The organism is Aliivibrio sifiae, from assembly GCF_002954715.1.
Classification (GTDB): Bacteria; Pseudomonadota; Gammaproteobacteria; order Enterobacterales; family Vibrionaceae; genus Aliivibrio; species Aliivibrio sifiae.
In genome coordinates this window covers 1301187-1317336 of sequence record NZ_MSCP01000002.1, presented here as the reverse complement: position 1 = coordinate 1317336, position 16150 = coordinate 1301187, and the positions used below count along the sequence as shown (strand labels likewise).

Sequence of the window (16150 nt, the reverse complement as noted above, 5' to 3'; positions counted from 1 at the left end):
ATGTTTGATCTAGCAAGTTCAATGAACTTACCGGTGAATGAAGAAAAAAAATTGGCATTAATTTTATTCTATCAAACTGAGAAATTTCGAGAGTTAATGGAAGAAGTTTTTCGTTTTGAAGGCATTACAGCTCCGATTGTTTTTAAGTACAGCGACGATGCCATTCGTGATAACGCACAAGAGTTTACCGATCATATTATTATGATTGAGTTAAACGAGAGTACCAATATTACAACAGATATAGAACAGATCAGCCACCAGTTACCACATAGTGCTTCTGTTATTGTTGTTGGTAGTGAAAATTCAATTTCTACGATCCGTAGCCTAAGAGCAATGGGTTATTACTATCTATTTTGGCCAATTACCAAACTAGAGTTGATCGACTTTATCAAAGGTGTGAATGATGATTTCACAAAAAATAATCAAATAAGTAAAAGTCGCCAAGCAAAGAGAATTGTTGTATTGGGTTCAAAAGGCGGGGTAGGCACATCTATGTTAACCGCTGAGATAAGTAAAGAGTTATCAGAAAGACGTAATAGTTCATGCATGGTTATCGATCATAATTTTAGCGGTGGTAACCTTGACATTATGCTAGGGCTTAAACAGTTTGCGAGACGAAAATTAGCTCCTGGTATGTTGGTTAGTAATTTAGACCCTGAATATGCAGAGGGCATGACAACGAAAGTGAATGATATGCTTTCTTTATTAGCGATCGAGTCAGATAATTTATCTGTCGAAGAGTGCCGAGAATATATTCATGTTTTAACCAATCAACTCGCACTGCAAACCAATTTTATTATTGAAGATTTGTCTGGTTCTGCAAGTGAGAAAATACACTTCTTGACTAAAGAAACAGACATTGATGTTGTGGTATTAGTTATTGATCAAACAGTATCAAGCCTGAGAGAAGCTTCACGAGTATTAAGCTCTGTAAAAGAAAAAAAACTAGCAATGCGTTTTATTATTGTGGTGAATAATACGAAACCAGAGAAATATTCAACGGTTGATTTGAAAGACATAAAAAAACATATCGGAAAAAATGTCGATGTGATTTGTCCATTTGAACCTAAAATTGGCAGTGCTTTGCTACTCGGGGAAAGTGTATTTTCAAAAAATATGCCAATAAGTCTAAGCCTTAACAGCATTACTGCTTTATTGCTTGGAGAGACATTAAAGCGACCTAGTTTATTTAAACGTTTAACGCAGAGAATGTCATTATGAATCAGCATAAATTAATTTATATTGAAATTCGTAATCAAATCTTTGAAGCTTTAGAAGCAGAGGCAGTTAACTCTTTGTCAAAAGAGGAGTTAAGTAAACAACTTAGTGGTGCTATTGATTTACTTATAGAGCGACAAGGTTGGTCTGTTAGTACTATTATTCGTACTGAATTTGTAACTAGCCTTGTTAATGAATTACAAGGCCTTGGTCCATTACAAGTATTAATGGAAGATGAATCAATCAGTGACATTATGATCAATGGATATAACCAAATCTTTATTGAACGTAATGGTTTGGTTGAGATAGCCCCTGTAAGCTTTATTGATGAAGAGCAGTTAATTCACATAGCTAAGCGAATTGCTTCTCAAGTGGGGCGTCGTGTTGATGACTCTTCACCGACGTGTGATGCGCGATTACAGGATGGAAGTCGTGTCAATATCGTCATACCTCCGATTGCTATCGATGGCACTTCTATGTCAATTCGAAAATTTAAAAAAGACAGCATTGGCTTAGATAAGTTGACTGAATTTGGTGCATTAAGTCCTGAGATGGCTCAGATTTTAATGATAGCTTCGCGTTGTCGTTTGAATATTTTGATTTCTGGCGGTACAGGCTCAGGCAAAACCACCATGTTGAATGCACTTTCTCAATTTATTTCAGAGAAAGAAAGGATCATCACAATTGAAGATGCGGCTGAGCTTAAATTGCTGCAACCACATGTAGTTCGTTTAGAAACACGTAATTCAGGCATTGAAGGTACAGGAGCCATTACCCAGCGAGATCTTGTGATTAACGCCTTACGTATGCGTCCTGATCGTATCGTTGTTGGGGAGTGTCGTGGCGGAGAAGCGTTTGAAATGCTTCAAGCAATGAACACAGGTCATGATGGTTCTATGTCTACATTACACGCCAATACTCCTCGTGATGCGATGGCGCGTGTAGAAGCGATGGTTATGATGGCTAGCAATAACCTTCCATTGGAAGCAATTAGACGAACCATAGTAAGTGCAGTGGATTTAGTTATTCAAATCAGTCGATTACATGATGGCAGTCGAAAAGTAATGAGCATTACTGAAGTGGTTGGTCTTGAAGGAAATAACGTTGTTTTAGAAGAATTGTATAAGTTTCAATCTTCTGGCCAACATGGTCATGATGGAAAAATATTAGGTCATTATTCTACCGCAGGGATAATGCAGCGGTCTGTATTAGTAGAAAAAGCGAGATTTTTTGGTTTAGAACAACAGCTAAATGCCGCTTTTAATAAGATGGATGAGAGCGCATGATTTATGGAATGGCTTTAATTCTTGGTGGGTGTTTAATGTTGTATGTGATCTTTACTTACAACAAAAGATACCGTGAACATCTCGATACGTCTTCTAACTCAATACTCGATGATGGTCGTCAAGCCGTAAAGTTGGCCTCTTTATCTGATGAAGAAATAGGTCAGAAATTATTACGATTTATTAAAAACACACATCAACAAATCGATGTATATGCAAATATAAAAATTGCCATTTATTGCATAGTGATGGTCTTGCTTGGCATTTATATTAATCAAAATTTCATTCAAGGCAACGTCATTGTTGTTATTACAATTGTGGAAGTTGGTGGTATTTTTGCTGGTGTGTTATGGCTTGCTAAACGCGAAAAAAAGAGATTTGAAGATTCATTTCCTGATGCATTAAATATGCTTTCTAGTGCTGTAAGTTCTGGTGAGGGGATCATGCACGCCATTATATTTGTTGGTGATTCTCTTGATGGAAAAGTAGGGAATGAATTTAAACGAATGGGGGAACAGCTTCAATTAGGTGAATCAGCAGATACTGTTTTTAGAAAATCATGCATGCGTTTTCCTTACCCTTCATTTCAATTTTTTGTCATTACATTACGCACCAGTATGGAGCGAGGTGGGCAATTAAAAGAAATTATGACTCGCTTAAACCGTTTAATGTTTGGGGCTCGAGCCATTGAAAAAAAGAAATATGCACTGACATCTGAAGCGAGAACATCGGCAAAAATTGTTGCTGCAATTCCATTTATATTTTTATTCATGCTGCAATATTTAAGCCCAGAAAACTATGAATACGTTATGTTTAATCCTGATGGAAGACCAATTTTATATTATGTATTAATTAGTGAGTCGATAGGTATATTGACTATCTGGCTATTAATGAAAGGGGTGCGTTCATGATCTCGCCATCAATGGCATTATTTTTAATAATTATTACGTCAGGTTTATCCTTACTATTTTGGTTGTTATACCAAATAGTGTTACAGAAAAAAGTATTACGAAAACTGTTGGTAGATAATGATGTTTTTGATCGTACTGAAAACATGGCTGATAAAGTTGAAAAATTCTTACCGAGCTCGGTATCAACTAATGCTGATGACATAGAACGAAAATTTTATTCTGCAGGTTTCTATCAGTTTAAATGGGCCCATATTTACATGCCCGCTAAGTATACAGCGGTGCTATTAGGTTTTGGTGCAATTTATTGGAGTCTAGGGGATAACACAGATCAAAAGCAATTAATCGCTTTTATGTGTATTTGGTTAGTTATTTGTATCTCGGTACCTGATGCAATCCTCAATTTTAGAATTAAATCGTTGCAAGAGAAGTTGTCTGGGCAGTTGCCTTATTTACTCGATCTATTAGCGATGTGTGTGCATACGGGCATGACTATTGAGTCATCAATGGCCTACCTTGCTAAAGAAATGCGCGGTTTTGATAAAGATTTAGCGTATATGGTGAGTCGTACTAATGATCGTGCTCGCATTGTCGGATTAAGTGTTGCGTTGGATGAGTTATACATCAAGGTACCAACAAATGAAATGCGAAGCTTCGTCATGACGTTAAAACAAAGCTTACATTACGGAAGTTCAATTTATGGAATTTTGAATACCTTAGCCGCGGATATTCGTAATGTACGGTTACTTTCATTAGAAGAAAAAGTGGGTAAGTTAGCGGCTAAAATGTCGGTTCCACTGATTTTATTCATAATGATACCCGTAGTAATTCTAATTGCTGCGCCAGGAATAATGAGGATGATGTCAGGTGTTTATTAAAAATATAGCTATCGGGCTAATGTTATTGAGCTTAGCAGGATGCGTAACAAGTTCAGGCGTTGATACTCAAAGCGCAAAAGAAAAAATTCTCATTAATACGGAAAACTATCCAGAGTTGATTGTTTTTTATAAAGAGCAGTTAAAGAAAAACGAAAGTGAAGAAACTCGAGAGAAGTTAGCGCAAACGTATTTAAATTCAGGGGATCCAGATTCCGCATTATTTACGATTAGCTCTCTTGATGAAGATTCTCGTTCTGTATCCTCTTTTTTAGTAGAAGCGAACGCGCAATTAGAGCTAGGAATGGTTGATGAAGCTCTAAATACTGCCCTGAAGATATATCAGACTGATAAAAATAATGCGGAGGTAGAGAATCTACTTGGCATTATCTATGCCGCTAAAAAAGACATTCCGCAAGCAAGGCATTATTTTACGTTAGCGAGAAAGCATTTATATAACGACAGTAAAATCAAAAATAATTTAGCGGTTCTCGATATTATCGAAGGGAAATATGACCAAGCAAATAATCGTTTATTGCATTTATATATGAAGGATCAAAATGATCCATTAGTCCAATCTAATTTAATGCTCGCTATGGCGAAATCGGGGGAATTAGAGTTTATGCAGAAAGTACTGTCTCCTAAATATACTGAGCGTCAAATATCAAAGCGTTATAACGCATTAAGAAACACAGAGCTTCAACGTTTAGATGTTGTCCCTACTGAGGTAGAGAGTAGCAATGAAGATTAGTAAAAATAAAGGAACGGCCAGTATCGAGTTTGTTCTTGGTTTTATGGCATTTTGGTTGATTTGTATGGCATGGGTTGAAATGAGCTATATGTCTTATATTTCAGCAATTAGTGATTTGATTGTATCTGAATCAGCTCGTGAATCTAAAACAAAAGAAGCCGATTATTTGGATTCTTTTAATCAAGCAATTAATACGAATCAATCGCTATGGGGGAGTGTGGTCGACCCTAATAAGTTTACGATGTCGATTCAATATCTTGATAGTGTAAGCGAACTCGGTGGGTTAGTTAATCCATGTGTGGTTCCGAAGGATGAAGTTAGTGCTGAATGCGGAAATGCTGATGATAGAGCATTAGCTGTGTATCGCATCGATTACCGGTTCTCATCTATTTTTACTTATTTTGTTGATACTGAAAGCCTTTTTAGTCGCGAAGTGATTGTTATTCAGGAGTATGAACGTGATGCCTTTGAAATTTAAACAGCGAGGAAATTTTACTGTTGAATTTGCGATTGTGGGGATAGCGCTGAGCATTATGTTTGTGTTTAGTGCCGATGTGATTATTAAGCTCTCCATTAGAGGCAAGCTCGATCGCTTGTCGTATTCCTTAGTTAATGTATTAAAAGAGCGAACTCAGTTGTATGACGAAGATTATTCAATCACACGAAGCGAAGCTGATACGATATATACCATCGCTCAAAACTCACTTCGTCGTATGCAAGCCAGTTACAAAGACAGTAATTTTGGTGCTGTTGTTGAGGAATTAACGTTTCGAAGCATTGGGAATCCAAATGCACCAAAGCGTTATAATTTAGGTTCTTATGCGTGCACATTATCTCAAACCATTGACCAGTATGATGATCTTTCTGTTGTTACTACTTGGACACGACAAGCAACGTTATATCGAGTTACGCTTTGTTATCAGACAGATAATATGTTTGGTTCATTGGTTGATGAGTCTTATACGGATGTGAGTTCGTCATCCATCATGATTGGAAGATAATTATGAGATTAAGGAAGCACCAAAAAGGACATGCGGCAATTCTGTTTGCCATGATGATCCCTGCGTTATTTGGTATTTTTACATTAGCCAGTGATGGGGCGAGAGCCATTCAAACAAAAGCAAGAATTGAAGATGCCGCAGAAGTAGCTACGCTTGCTATTTCTGCTCATAACGACCCCGATCAGGGGAATAGTAGTGGTGGCTCTGCAAGTTCAACCAATCGACAAATAGTGACGGATTATATTAATGCCTATATTAGCGACGTAGATACGATTCAAAGTATCAAAGTCTATAAGCGTAGTTGTGAAGAGATCCCTGAATGCAGCGCCGGCTTAGCGATAGGAGAGCCTCGCTATTTTGAACATGAAGTTGGTGTACAAACCACACAAAAATCTTGGTTTCCTGGGAATGATGCGATTGTCGGTATGGGAGAAAGCTTTACCACAACAGGCCATTCTCTAGCGCGTAAATATCAGAGTGAGGCTGTTGATGTTATGTTTGCAGCTGATTTTTCAGGTTCAATGGAGGATCGTTGGTCTGGAGGAAATAGAAAATATCAAGATCTCATTGAGATAATTAAAAATATCTCTGATGAACTGCAGAAGTTTAATGATTTAGAGCACAACGATAACGACAACACCGTGGGGGTGTCCGCTTATAATGTCTATACCTATTCTAAATATGCCGGCTCTTCTAATAATTGGTGGGATGACGATTGGTGTTACCTTGAACAAGGTGTTTCTAGTGGTTGGGGGGGCATGTCATATAGCGCTACTGTTTCTAATCTTTGGATTGAAAAAACGAAAAGTGCTTGTAGAAGCTATAGATATGGTCGCTTTAATGATATTCCGCTGACTTCTGATTTTGATTCTGCTAATCAAGAAATAAGTCGATTTTGGCCTGAAGGAGGGACAGCCTCATATCAAGCTTTAATCCGAGGGGCGCAATTACTTGGAGAAGGAACTAATTCTCGTCGGTTACTTATCGTACTTTCTGATGGGGACGATAATGAAAAAGGCATCGCTAATGGACTAGTTGCAGCTGGAATGTGTCGTGATATTCAACAAGGTTTAGAGTCAGATACAACCCCAGATAATAGACCAATTAGAGCTCAAATGGCGGTTATTGGATTTGATTATGACCCTTATTCAAACCAAGCACTAAGAGATTGTGTTGGTGCAGAGAATGTTTATAAAGCAGAGGATGCTGATGATATTCAAAATACAATTCTTGAATTAATCAGTGAAGAAATTGGTCATTTAAAATAAATCGTGTATTTCACGCAAGATAGAGAATTAAGCAATGAATAAATATTTTACAGTAGTCGCCCTTTTTGTAAGTGCATCATTTAATGTATATGCGCAAGATAACAACACGTTAAATCAATCTCTTTTACTTTATTGTGGGTCTTCTGATAGTGAGTATCAAAAAGAGATACAAGTTGGTGAGGGAGTTAAAGTCTCTCTTAATCAAGGTGGTTTCTCTCAAATTCAACAAATTGAGCCAGTAACACCAGAAGCCTCTTTTATTCGTCATGAATTGGATAGTATGGATATTAATGCCAATTGTTCAGAGTTTTTGTTAAGCCAATCATCAACAGTGACTACAAATAATAAAGAGGTACTTGCTCGTGTTTATTTTAATTTTGATAAAGCGACATTAACAAAACGTTCTGAATACGTGTTAGGCCAACTATTTACTCAAATTGAAGAGAAAAGCACTAAGTTAAATGTAATCGGCCACACGGATTCAAAAGGAAGTAAAGATTATAACTATGAATTAGGACTAAAACGTTCTTATGCAACAGTTAAATATCTTGTCGCACATGGTGCTGATCCTAAAAGGTTAACGCCGATCTCAAAAGGGGAACTAGAGCCAGTAGAAAAAAATACCACATCCGTTGGGCGAGAGAAGAATCGTCGAGTTGAAATAGAAAAATTATAGTAAGAAAGGAATTCGAATGTTAAATCAACTTGCTAATAAGGAACATTGGAAAAGCAATTTCTTAGATATTTATAAGAACATAAAAGCAGATAAAATAATTTATGGTTTGATCATTATCTTCAGTATAACGGTCACAATTATTGCTAACCTTAATGGTTATGATACAAAAAGCCAACTTATTGGCTATTTATTATTATTACCGACGGTTCTTCAATTGTCATTTATTATTGGAAGCATAGGGTATTTCATTGTTTTAGTTTATCGTAAAGAAAAAAGACCATTATACTGTTTTTGGCAACAAATTATCTTTTTCTATGAGCAACGGTATCAAATTATATCTGCTTTTTTATTACTTGTAGTTATTAGCGTTTTTTCATCTTATTATTCAACGTTTAAAGCGATGATACCTGTACTTCATCCATTTGAATTTGATGAAAGTCTTCGTCAAATGGACCTATGGTTATTTTTAGGAAATGAACCTTGGAGGTTAATTCATAATTTGTATCAATCTCCTTGGGTAACTTTAGGGTTAGATTTTGCTTATAATGTGTGGTTTTTTTTGGTTTACGGCGTTTTAATTACATTTTTAGTCACTCAAAATGGGCAAAATAGAAGACGCTATGTTTTGGCTTGGTTGTTGTGCTGGATTGTTATTGGAAATTTGTTAGCGCTGTTATTTTCTTCTGTGGGTCCGACGTTTATTGGACGGTTAGCTCCTGATCATACAAGCTATGAACCATTAATGGCATTACTACATCAACAAGATAGGTGGATACAACAACATGTTCCAAGCCTTTTGATTTGGTCCTTAAATACTCAAGATAATTTATGGACATCTTATTCTACTGGTAAAGAAATTCTAGGGAGTGGTATTTCTGCGATGCCAAGTATGCATGTATCTATGTCTGTGCTTATGGCATTAGGGGTTGGTTCTATAAATCGGAAATTAGGGATCATCTTTTGGTGTTTCAGTTTTATAATATATATCGGCTCATTTACATTAGGTTGGCATTATGCCGTTGATGGTTTGGTCAGCGGCCCTATCACGGTAGTTATTTGGTATCTTTGTGGGTCTAAGTCTATTTTAAGGTAAAAAAAAGAGAGTAATGTATTACTCTCTTTCTATAAACGAATATTATTTAAACAAATGTGAGATCACAAGATCTAGACTTTCGTTATCAATAGGTTTTGTTAAATAACCATCGCAATATTTTTTTATTTCAGTTTCTTCATCGAGCATTCCTTGGGCCGTAATTGCGATTACTGGGATATGCTTGGTTTTTTCTAGATCTTTTATTATTCTAGATAACTCAATTCCATCCATTACTGGCATTTTTATGTCTGTAAAAATTACATCAGGAAGTCGATTTTCATTCAATTTATCGAGAATATCTTTGCCATTACTGCCTTCAATAATATCAAAATCATAAGGCTCTAGTTTTTTTTTCAACACCTCACGGTTGAATGCAATATCATCAACAATTGCGATGTATTTTCTTGAGTTGAACTTGCATATCTCTCTTCTCATATGGTGATACTTATTGATGATTTTACTTTTTATAACTTCTACATCTTTTAAGGTAATATAAATTGAAGTTCCAGTACCAACTTCACTTTCGATCGATATATTTCCGTTCATATCCTCGATTATTTTTTTTGTAATAAATAAGCCTAATCCTGTTCCTTGATCTTTATCTTTATCATATATTTGTTCAAAAGGATTAAAAATTCGTTCGATGTCTTTTTTTTCGATCCCTCTACCGTTGTCTGTAAACTCTAGCATTAAATCAGTCGATAGATTAGTGGAATTAAGATATTTTACTTTTATATTTATGTTTCCACCATTATCGGTAAACTTTATAGCATTACTTAAAATATTCATTACTATTTTATTTAGATTTTTCTTATCTATATTTAAATGGTTGAATTTGTTTTCTTTATAATTAATATTTATATTCTTTGAGTTAGATTGAAAACTTATTATATCAATGATATTAGTTATTATATTATCTATAGAGTTTGGTTCATTATTGGTTATTGTTTTATTCGCTTCAATTTTACTTAGATCTAAAATATCGTTTACCATCTCTAATAAACCTTCTCCTGCTTTATATAATGTATTTAATGTTTTCTTTTTTTCTTCATCATCTTCTTTCTCAATAAGATATAAACTAAGACCTAAAATAGCATTAAGCGGAGTTCTAAGTTCATGAGATATATTTGCTATAAATTTTGATTTTTTTATGTTTGCTGACTCTGCTAGTTCTTTTGATTTTTTTAATCGATTAGTTCTATCATCTATTTTTTTTTCTAAATCATAAACTAAAGTAGAGATATGTTGAGCCATTAAAGATACATTTCTTGCGAGTGCTCCAAGTTCATCTTTTCTATATAATAGAGGGTTATTATATTCATAGTTACCATTTTGTATCTCTCTAATCCATTGGCTGAATAAAATTAAAGGACCTTTAATATAGTTGGCAATTAGTGTTGATATGAATAAAGTTAATATAGTTAACATGATAATAGAGCTGATTATTTTTTTAATAAAAGTATTGTAGTTATTATGTATTTTATTTGTAAGTTCTTCGCTATAACTTTTAGCCGTTTTTTTCTTTATTAACACTGCGACATTCCATGGGTAATTATTTATAGGTTGAGTCGCAATAATATATAACTCTTTTCCTAAATGAATTTCTGAATCCCATGCTTTTTTAGTTGATATATTTCTCATGGTTATCATTTCATCAAATGTTAATTCTTCTATTTTTGTTATGTCATTTAATTTTTCTTTGTATTCTGAAAGATACTGTTGTGCGCTTTTGTTTTTAGTTACAACATTCATGTCTTGATCAATAATCAATGAAAGGAAATCATTTCTAGTTTGGCTTTCTGATATTGAATAGACAAGCCTAGTGATATTTGTTTTGAAAGTGAGGTAAATACCGTTGTTTATCTTATATTGTTTAATGGTAAATCGATCATTTTTATTGGTGAATATTATTTCATCATTCATTAAGTATGTTGATGTGGAATATTTTCTCAATTCTTCATTTGATTTATTTAATACATCCTCAATATTATTGCTGTTTTTTTTTAATATATTTGCGTATTTATTGGATATGTGACTTATTTCTTTTAGTTTTACACTTAAATGATTACTCATGTCGTTTGCGTAATGTGATACGTTTCTGTGTATATATTTATTTTCAACGTTTGTTGTTACTGACGTAATTTCTTTTTCATTGATGGCAATTATTTGATAGGTGGCGACAGATATAAGGATTGAATAGATCGTGATTGTACCGGTAAGAGCTACAAAGAATTTATTTTTTAAAAGCATTAATTGGCCTTTATTTATTATTATGTATGGTAAAGAGTAATCTTCTTTTTAACTGTGTTTTGTAGCATTTTTACTGAGAATGGTTTTTCTAAAATTGTCTTATTCGAGATATTATATTGCTTCATTTCTCTCAATTTTTCAAATGATCCCATGAGAATGAAATTTTTTGCTTCTGAGAAGGGGTAGTATGAATTGTCATTTAAGAACTGCATTTTATCTTCTATAGAGTATTTCTCACTATCAAGATCGTAAACGACAAGGTCGGGAAGAGGGATGTCATGGGTATCTTTTGTGGTTAAGCTATGAAACTTCGCCACATTCATTGTTTTTGTTTCATGTACATCATTGAGTTCACGCAGTACTTTATTTGCTACTTCTTTGATTAGAAAATAATTACTTACTATTAATATATTCACGATTGGCTCAGTATGTATTGAATGTCAACTTACGATAGTAGTGATTATTGACTTTTGTATTGATAGCATTTTCTTAGATTGTTTATTTTTATCTGCCTATTGTAGGATAAGAGACTGCATATCGGTTTTTTAAGGCATGCAAGGCTATAAGTTATCGCCGGTCATTATTATTGAAATTAATAATTTAGTGACTGAAGGAGTGTGTTTATCAGATTAATAGATCGTGTGAAGTCTAAGCAGTACAGTCAGCGTACTGCTTAAATTAGAGGGCTTGTATTAAAAGGTAAAGTTTACCCCGACAAAGTGAATTCGGCCGTCGAAAGTGCCATTAACGCCTTTTCCTAGACCAATAACTTGACGGTTCATATCCACAGAGCCTAAGTCAGCATATTCGTAGAACATGTCCATCGTGATGTCATCCCATGAGCTCGATGCACCAACCGAGTAGCGGTATTGTTCACCAACGGGTAAATCGACCCACTGCATAGACGGGTCGTCTTGTGGTGATGTTTCATATGAGAAACCGGCTTTTAAGCGCCAATCTGCATTTAAGCGGTAATCAGAACCTATCGCAAATTTCCACACATCATCCCAATCTCGTTGAATTGTAGCACCACCTTTACCGTGGTTTAGGTCTAAAACGGTAGCATCCCAATGGCTCCAGCGGTGAAGTTGTATGCTAGCTAATAGATTTAAGTCTTTGCTTAATGCGTAGCTTAAGCTTATATCAATAATATCAGGCATGATCATTCCGCTGGATAGTGTCTGGTCGACTCTAGCCAAATCATTATTAAATTTATTCTTATGTATAAGTTCAATCAATGCCTTGTCATCTTAGGAGGTAAAATATTATCAGTGATTTTTTCTATCCAATTAAATTTAGCCGAATTCATGTACTTGCTGTTGTAGGTTAATGCTATTTTCATTTCGTGTCGCTTTAAATGGTCCTCTACTTTTATTAACGCATATTTTGTTTGGTCCAAACTGCCCATTAAACTTTGTGGTGCAATGAATAACATATCAGAGCTTTCTATGGCCTTTAAAATAGGGTTTACGTGCTGGCAACGAAGCATTGGTTTTTTGAGTATTTCATCTTCGGAAAATTTAGTGGCAAGCATGGTTTTTGAATTAAATTCTGGAACTATTAATCCAGCAAGAGGGTAAGTAAATATCTCTTGCATATCTAGTTTTTGGTTAGCAAGAGGATGATCTATTCTGCAAATACAATCAAAAGTAAATCGTCCGATAGGCACTTGCCTTAACTCTTTTGATATATCAAGAGGATAATAACTGATAGCTAAATCTAGTTCCCCATTAACTAATTCAATGGCTGTTTTCTGACTAAAAGAGTGTAATTCAATGTCAATGTTTGGCGCATCTTTTGTGAGGGCTTGGCATATTTGATATCCATGAGTTTCAATAATAAAGCCATTCATTGCTATTTTTATCGTCCCGCTTAGTCGTGCTGGTTCGAATGATTTTCCTTGTAATACCATTTCTAATTCAGAGAAAACTTTTGGAAGATGAATTGCCAATTCTTCCGCTTTTGGGGTTAATTTTAACCCCCTCGATTGGCGAATAAATAAAGGGTCATCAAGTTTATTTCTTAACTTAGCAAGCGTTCTACTAACGGCAGGTTGACTTGTATTAAGTCGCTCTGCTGCTTTATTTGTATTTTTTTCTTGCAGAAGAATAAGGAGTGTTTTGAGGAGGTTTAAATCAAAGTCTGATAAGTCCATGATGACACCTTTATTTTTATATCGGATGTATTTTAATCTATCTTAATCTTTTTTAGATATCAATATTGATATATCACTTATGTGGTTATGCCATTGGTTATTACTATCCATTTAGATATCTTTAATTGTATCAATAAATTAAATTCGTCATTTTATGGAACAAGAGGGCGCTTAGATTCAGGATGAGATTAAATAAGATCAAGAGAGATAGGTGCCATTATGCAAATACACCCTACCAGCTTGGAATTTGAGTCCCTCCCAAGTATTTATGCTTTGCTCGATTCCATAGTCTTTATGTGGTTTATTATTTTAGTCACTCTTGGTGTTATTGCATGGGTTATCGCTAAGGTGTGGTATGTGCACTCTATCCCTAAACATTTGGCAAAAGAAAAAGGATTGGCTCAAGCAAAATTAATTTTTTGGATGTGTATTTTAGGGCTAGTTTGGAAACCGTTATGGGTTCTCGCCGTACTTGCGATAGTGACGGATTGGGATAAAGTCCAAACTTGGTTTAGAGGAGCACAATCATGAAAGAGATTATGCTGCCGTATATCTTAATTGTTTGGCTATTATTTAAATTTAAAGTCCTTAAACCGACAGGTCGTAATTACTTCATTACTACTTTTATTGGTGTGGTATTAGCGCTGGCTCTTTTTTTAGGACATCGGTTTTATTCTCCTGCCGATTTGACCAATTCAACCACAGTAAAAGCACCTCATGCTGTACTTTCCCCTTCTGTTGGCCAACATATTGATGAGATCTACATTGATCATAACCAACATGTCAAAAAAGGAGAGGTTCTTTATTTGCTTAAAGATGACAAAATTACCTCTGCAATTATTGAGGTAGAGTCTGCTCAGCTTGAGGTTGAAAAAAGCATCGAAGCAAAGCAAGTCGCATTGCAACAAGCTGACCGTAATCATAAACGTAACGTAGGTATGAAAGAGCATGTCTCGGTTCGTGATACTGAAGAGTCTTTAGATTTGGTTGAAATGCTTATTGCTGATATTCATGTACTTGAAGCGAAGCAGTTGGGGCTAGAAGCACAGTTAATAAACCTAAATTTTGAACTCGACCGTTTAACTATTACTGCGCCGTTTGATGGCATGGTGACACACATATTTATTGCTGATGGATCTCGTATTGGTTCACTTCATTTGTGGGATACGAGTAAAAAGTTTGTTGAGATGCGCATACCCGATCAAGCGTATAAAAATATTAAGCCGGGTCAATTTAGTGAGTTTTTCGTCACGGCATATCCGGGTGAAATCTTTAGAGCAAGAGTTCACAGTGTAGTGAATGCAACTGGTGAAGCGCAAGGAAGTTTGCTACCTCAAGAACAATCGGTATCGAGTCATATTCAACGTGGTTCAGCCCCTGTTGGCCGAACGGTGATTTTAGAGATCGATCAAAATACGATGGATATGATGCCAATAGGAGCAACAGGATCAGCATGGATCAGTGCAGAGAAACCTTATTCTATATTGGGATTTATTGATGTCATTGGTGGAGCGACAGTTCGTTTAAGCGCGGCTAAATCTTATTTACAAGCGTTATAGTTAGACCATTTAATCTACATTTTAAATAAAGCGAGTTAACTGTATTAGAGTGGTTAATTCGTTTTTTTGTTTAATAATATGGTATTGATAGCCAAAGATACGAATGGCCTATGATTATAATTGTCATGAAAATTATGACATAGTGGGTTTTTAATGATGAAGGGAAAAGTATGAAAGTTGAAGATTTAACCTTGTTTACTGTCGTCGTTAAACTTGGTAGTTTTACGGCAGCCGCTAATGCGTTAGATCTACCAAGAGGTAATGTTAGCCGCAGAATAAGTGAGTTAGAGCAGGACTTAGGGGTTGCGTTGTTTTTTCGTACTACTCGACAGTTGTCTTTAACTCAGCATGGTGAAGCTTATCACCAAAAATTATTGAAAGCCTTGGAAGCGTTGGATCAAGCTAACGATGCGGCTCAGCAAGTGTCCGACTCACCTAAAGGGAAGATAAAATTTGGCTTGCTCCCAGAAAGTGATGGCCCACTGCAAGAGATTATTTTTTCATTTCAAGATAAATACCCAGACATTGAGTTAGATATTCGCATTATCAATAATGGTTTTTTAGAAATGTATCCCCAAGGTTTGGATTTGGCTGTGCATGGTGGAGAATTACTCAATAGCAATATTATTGCGAGGAAAGTTTTTGGGCTTGAACGTGTATTAGTTGCGAGTCCTGAGTTCCTCACCTTGAATAAAAATATCAATAATATACAAGATATTAAACAGTGCGACTGCATTTGTTATCGCTGGCCAAGTAGTGGAATAGAAAATCAATGGCATTTAAATGATGAATATCTGCAAGTAAAAACAAAGCTTACCAGTAATAGTATTGGTTTTGTGAAAAATGCCATTATTCATGGTCGTGGAATTGGATTTTTACCACAAATATTGATTGGTGATGAGATACGAAATGGACAGTTAATCCATATTTTGCCGGATTACCGCTCTGAAAAAGAAGACATTTGGTTACTGTCACCTGAAAAAAAAGGAATATCTCGAGTCACTCGATTATTGATTGACCATTTATTGATCGAAATGCCGAAGCTTGTATCATTGTCCTGAATTTTGAGACAGTGTTTGTCGCGTTTACTGGCTTATCTCACTCCTTTATATC

General features: G+C 35.3%; 16 protein-coding genes and 1 pseudogene. 13 read left to right on the top strand and 4 right to left on the bottom strand.

What is annotated here, in order from left to right; all coding sequences use genetic code 11:
• The 10 genes from BTO23_RS17030 to BTO23_RS16985 are packed head-to-tail and all read left to right on the top strand — an operon-like array spanning nucleotide 1 to nucleotide 9073.
• The gene (locus BTO23_RS17030) at nucleotides 1–1221 is read left to right on the top strand and encodes a CpaE/TadZ family protein (RefSeq protein ID WP_061029155.1); all 1221 of its coding nucleotides are present in this window, start codon (nucleotides 1–3) and stop codon (nucleotides 1219–1221) included.
• The gene (locus BTO23_RS17025; protein WP_060992787.1) at nucleotides 1218–2504 is read left to right on the top strand and encodes a TadA family conjugal transfer-associated ATPase; all 1287 of its coding nucleotides are present in this window, start codon (nucleotides 1218–1220) and stop codon (nucleotides 2502–2504) included. Before BTO23_RS17030 ends, BTO23_RS17025 begins: the two co-directional genes overlap by 4 nt.
• Nucleotides 2501–3412, top strand: coding sequence for a type II secretion system F family protein (locus tag BTO23_RS17020; RefSeq protein ID WP_060992788.1), 912 nt, complete (start codon nucleotides 2501–2503; stop codon nucleotides 3410–3412). Before BTO23_RS17025 ends, BTO23_RS17020 begins: the two co-directional genes overlap by 4 nt.
• On the top strand, nucleotides 3409–4287 hold the full coding sequence (locus tag BTO23_RS17015; RefSeq protein WP_060992789.1) for a type II secretion system F family protein: 879 nt from the start codon (nucleotides 3409–3411) through the stop codon (nucleotides 4285–4287). The genes BTO23_RS17020 and BTO23_RS17015 overlap by 4 nt, the downstream gene beginning before the upstream one ends.
• A complete protein-coding gene (locus tag BTO23_RS17010) occupies nucleotides 4277–5035 on the top strand; it encodes a tetratricopeptide repeat protein (RefSeq protein WP_060992790.1) in 759 nt (252 codons plus the stop codon). The genes BTO23_RS17015 and BTO23_RS17010 overlap by 11 nt, the downstream gene beginning before the upstream one ends.
• The gene (locus BTO23_RS17005) at nucleotides 5025–5513 is read left to right on the top strand and encodes a TadE family protein (protein WP_060992791.1); all 489 of its coding nucleotides are present in this window, start codon (nucleotides 5025–5027) and stop codon (nucleotides 5511–5513) included. Before BTO23_RS17010 ends, BTO23_RS17005 begins: the two co-directional genes overlap by 11 nt.
• On the top strand, nucleotides 5497–6036 hold the full coding sequence (gene tadF, locus BTO23_RS17000; RefSeq protein WP_061004218.1) for a tight adherence pilus pseudopilin TadF: 540 nt from the start codon (nucleotides 5497–5499) through the stop codon (nucleotides 6034–6036). Before BTO23_RS17005 ends, tadF begins: the two co-directional genes overlap by 17 nt.
• A 2-nt stretch (nucleotides 6037–6038) precedes the next feature.
• Nucleotides 6039–7304 (top strand): TadE/TadG family type IV pilus assembly protein, encoded by a 1266-nt coding sequence (locus BTO23_RS16995; protein WP_105064115.1) that lies wholly within the window; start codon nucleotides 6039–6041, stop codon nucleotides 7302–7304.
• Nucleotides 7305–7338: 34 nt separating this feature from the next.
• Nucleotides 7339–7980 (top strand): OmpA family protein, encoded by a 642-nt coding sequence (locus BTO23_RS16990; RefSeq protein ID WP_105064114.1) that lies wholly within the window; start codon nucleotides 7339–7341, stop codon nucleotides 7978–7980.
• Nucleotides 7981–7996: 16 nt separating this feature from the next.
• Entirely contained in the window at nucleotides 7997–9073 is a 1077-nt protein-coding gene (locus BTO23_RS16985; RefSeq protein WP_060992795.1) for a phosphatase PAP2 family protein, read from the top strand.
• A gap of 42 nt (nucleotides 9074–9115) precedes the next feature.
• Here BTO23_RS16985 and BTO23_RS16980 read toward each other — a convergent pair whose 3' ends face one another.
• The 4 genes and pseudogenes from BTO23_RS16980 to BTO23_RS16965 all read right to left on the bottom strand — a co-directional run bounded on the left by BTO23_RS16980 (nucleotide 9116) and on the right by BTO23_RS16965 (nucleotide 13478).
• Entirely contained in the window at nucleotides 9116–11323 is a 2208-nt protein-coding gene (locus tag BTO23_RS16980) for an ATP-binding response regulator (protein ID WP_105064113.1), read from the bottom strand.
• A gap of 20 nt (nucleotides 11324–11343) precedes the next feature.
• Entirely contained in the window at nucleotides 11344–11739 is a 396-nt protein-coding gene (locus tag BTO23_RS16975) for a hypothetical protein (RefSeq protein WP_061004223.1), read from the bottom strand.
• Nucleotides 11740–12015: 276 nt separating this feature from the next.
• A pseudogene (locus BTO23_RS16970) lies at nucleotides 12016–12543 on the bottom strand (OmpP1/FadL family transporter); the annotation flags it as partial.
• Nucleotides 12544–12557: 14 nt separating this feature from the next.
• Nucleotides 12558–13478 (bottom strand): LysR family transcriptional regulator, encoded by a 921-nt coding sequence (locus tag BTO23_RS16965; protein ID WP_105064112.1) that lies wholly within the window; start codon nucleotides 13476–13478, stop codon nucleotides 12558–12560.
• Between the two features lie 219 nt (nucleotides 13479–13697).
• Between BTO23_RS16965 and BTO23_RS16960 the strand changes: the two genes are divergently transcribed.
• The 3 genes from BTO23_RS16960 to BTO23_RS16950 all read left to right on the top strand — a co-directional run bounded on the left by BTO23_RS16960 (nucleotide 13698) and on the right by BTO23_RS16950 (nucleotide 16098).
• Complete coding sequence (locus tag BTO23_RS16960) at nucleotides 13698–14009, top strand: hypothetical protein (RefSeq protein ID WP_060992799.1); 312 nt, start codon at nucleotides 13698–13700, stop codon at nucleotides 14007–14009.
• On the top strand, nucleotides 14006–15037 hold the full coding sequence (locus BTO23_RS16955) for an HlyD family secretion protein (RefSeq protein WP_060992800.1): 1032 nt from the start codon (nucleotides 14006–14008) through the stop codon (nucleotides 15035–15037). The genes BTO23_RS16960 and BTO23_RS16955 overlap by 4 nt, the downstream gene beginning before the upstream one ends.
• 170 nt (nucleotides 15038–15207) lie before the next feature.
• Complete coding sequence (locus BTO23_RS16950) at nucleotides 15208–16098, top strand: LysR family transcriptional regulator (RefSeq protein WP_105064111.1); 891 nt, start codon at nucleotides 15208–15210, stop codon at nucleotides 16096–16098.
• Nucleotides 16099–16150 lie beyond the last annotated feature (52 nt).

Bases quoted from the DNA above. Each gene is read 5' to 3' on its own strand.
- BTO23_RS17025 (WP_060992787.1), top strand. From the start codon at position 1,218: ATGAATCAGCATAAATTAATTTATATTGAAATTCGTAATCAAATCTTT.
- BTO23_RS16995 (WP_105064115.1), top strand. From the start codon at position 6,039: ATGAGATTAAGGAAGCACCAAAAAGGACATGCGGCAATTCTGTTTGCC.
- BTO23_RS16955 (WP_060992800.1), top strand. From the start codon at position 14,006: ATGAAAGAGATTATGCTGCCGTATATCTTAATTGTTTGGCTATTATTT.
- BTO23_RS16985 (WP_060992795.1), top strand. From the start codon at position 7,997: ATGTTAAATCAACTTGCTAATAAGGAACATTGGAAAAGCAATTTCTTA.
- BTO23_RS17015 (WP_060992789.1), top strand. From the start codon at position 3,409: ATGATCTCGCCATCAATGGCATTATTTTTAATAATTATTACGTCAGGT.
- BTO23_RS16980 (WP_105064113.1), bottom strand. From the start codon at position 11,323: ATGCTTTTAAAAAATAAATTCTTTGTAGCTCTTACCGGTACAATCACG.
- BTO23_RS16950 (WP_105064111.1), top strand. From the start codon at position 15,208: ATGAAAGTTGAAGATTTAACCTTGTTTACTGTCGTCGTTAAACTTGGT.
- BTO23_RS17030 (WP_061029155.1), top strand. From the start codon at position 1: ATGTTTGATCTAGCAAGTTCAATGAACTTACCGGTGAATGAAGAAAAA.
- BTO23_RS16960 (WP_060992799.1), top strand. From the start codon at position 13,698: ATGCAAATACACCCTACCAGCTTGGAATTTGAGTCCCTCCCAAGTATT.
- BTO23_RS17020 (WP_060992788.1), top strand. From the start codon at position 2,501: ATGATTTATGGAATGGCTTTAATTCTTGGTGGGTGTTTAATGTTGTAT.
- tadF (WP_061004218.1), top strand. From the start codon at position 5,497: ATGCCTTTGAAATTTAAACAGCGAGGAAATTTTACTGTTGAATTTGCG.
- BTO23_RS16990 (WP_105064114.1), top strand. From the start codon at position 7,339: ATGAATAAATATTTTACAGTAGTCGCCCTTTTTGTAAGTGCATCATTT.
- BTO23_RS17005 (WP_060992791.1), top strand. From the start codon at position 5,025: ATGAAGATTAGTAAAAATAAAGGAACGGCCAGTATCGAGTTTGTTCTT.
- BTO23_RS16965 (WP_105064112.1), bottom strand. From the start codon at position 13,478: ATGGACTTATCAGACTTTGATTTAAACCTCCTCAAAACACTCCTTATT.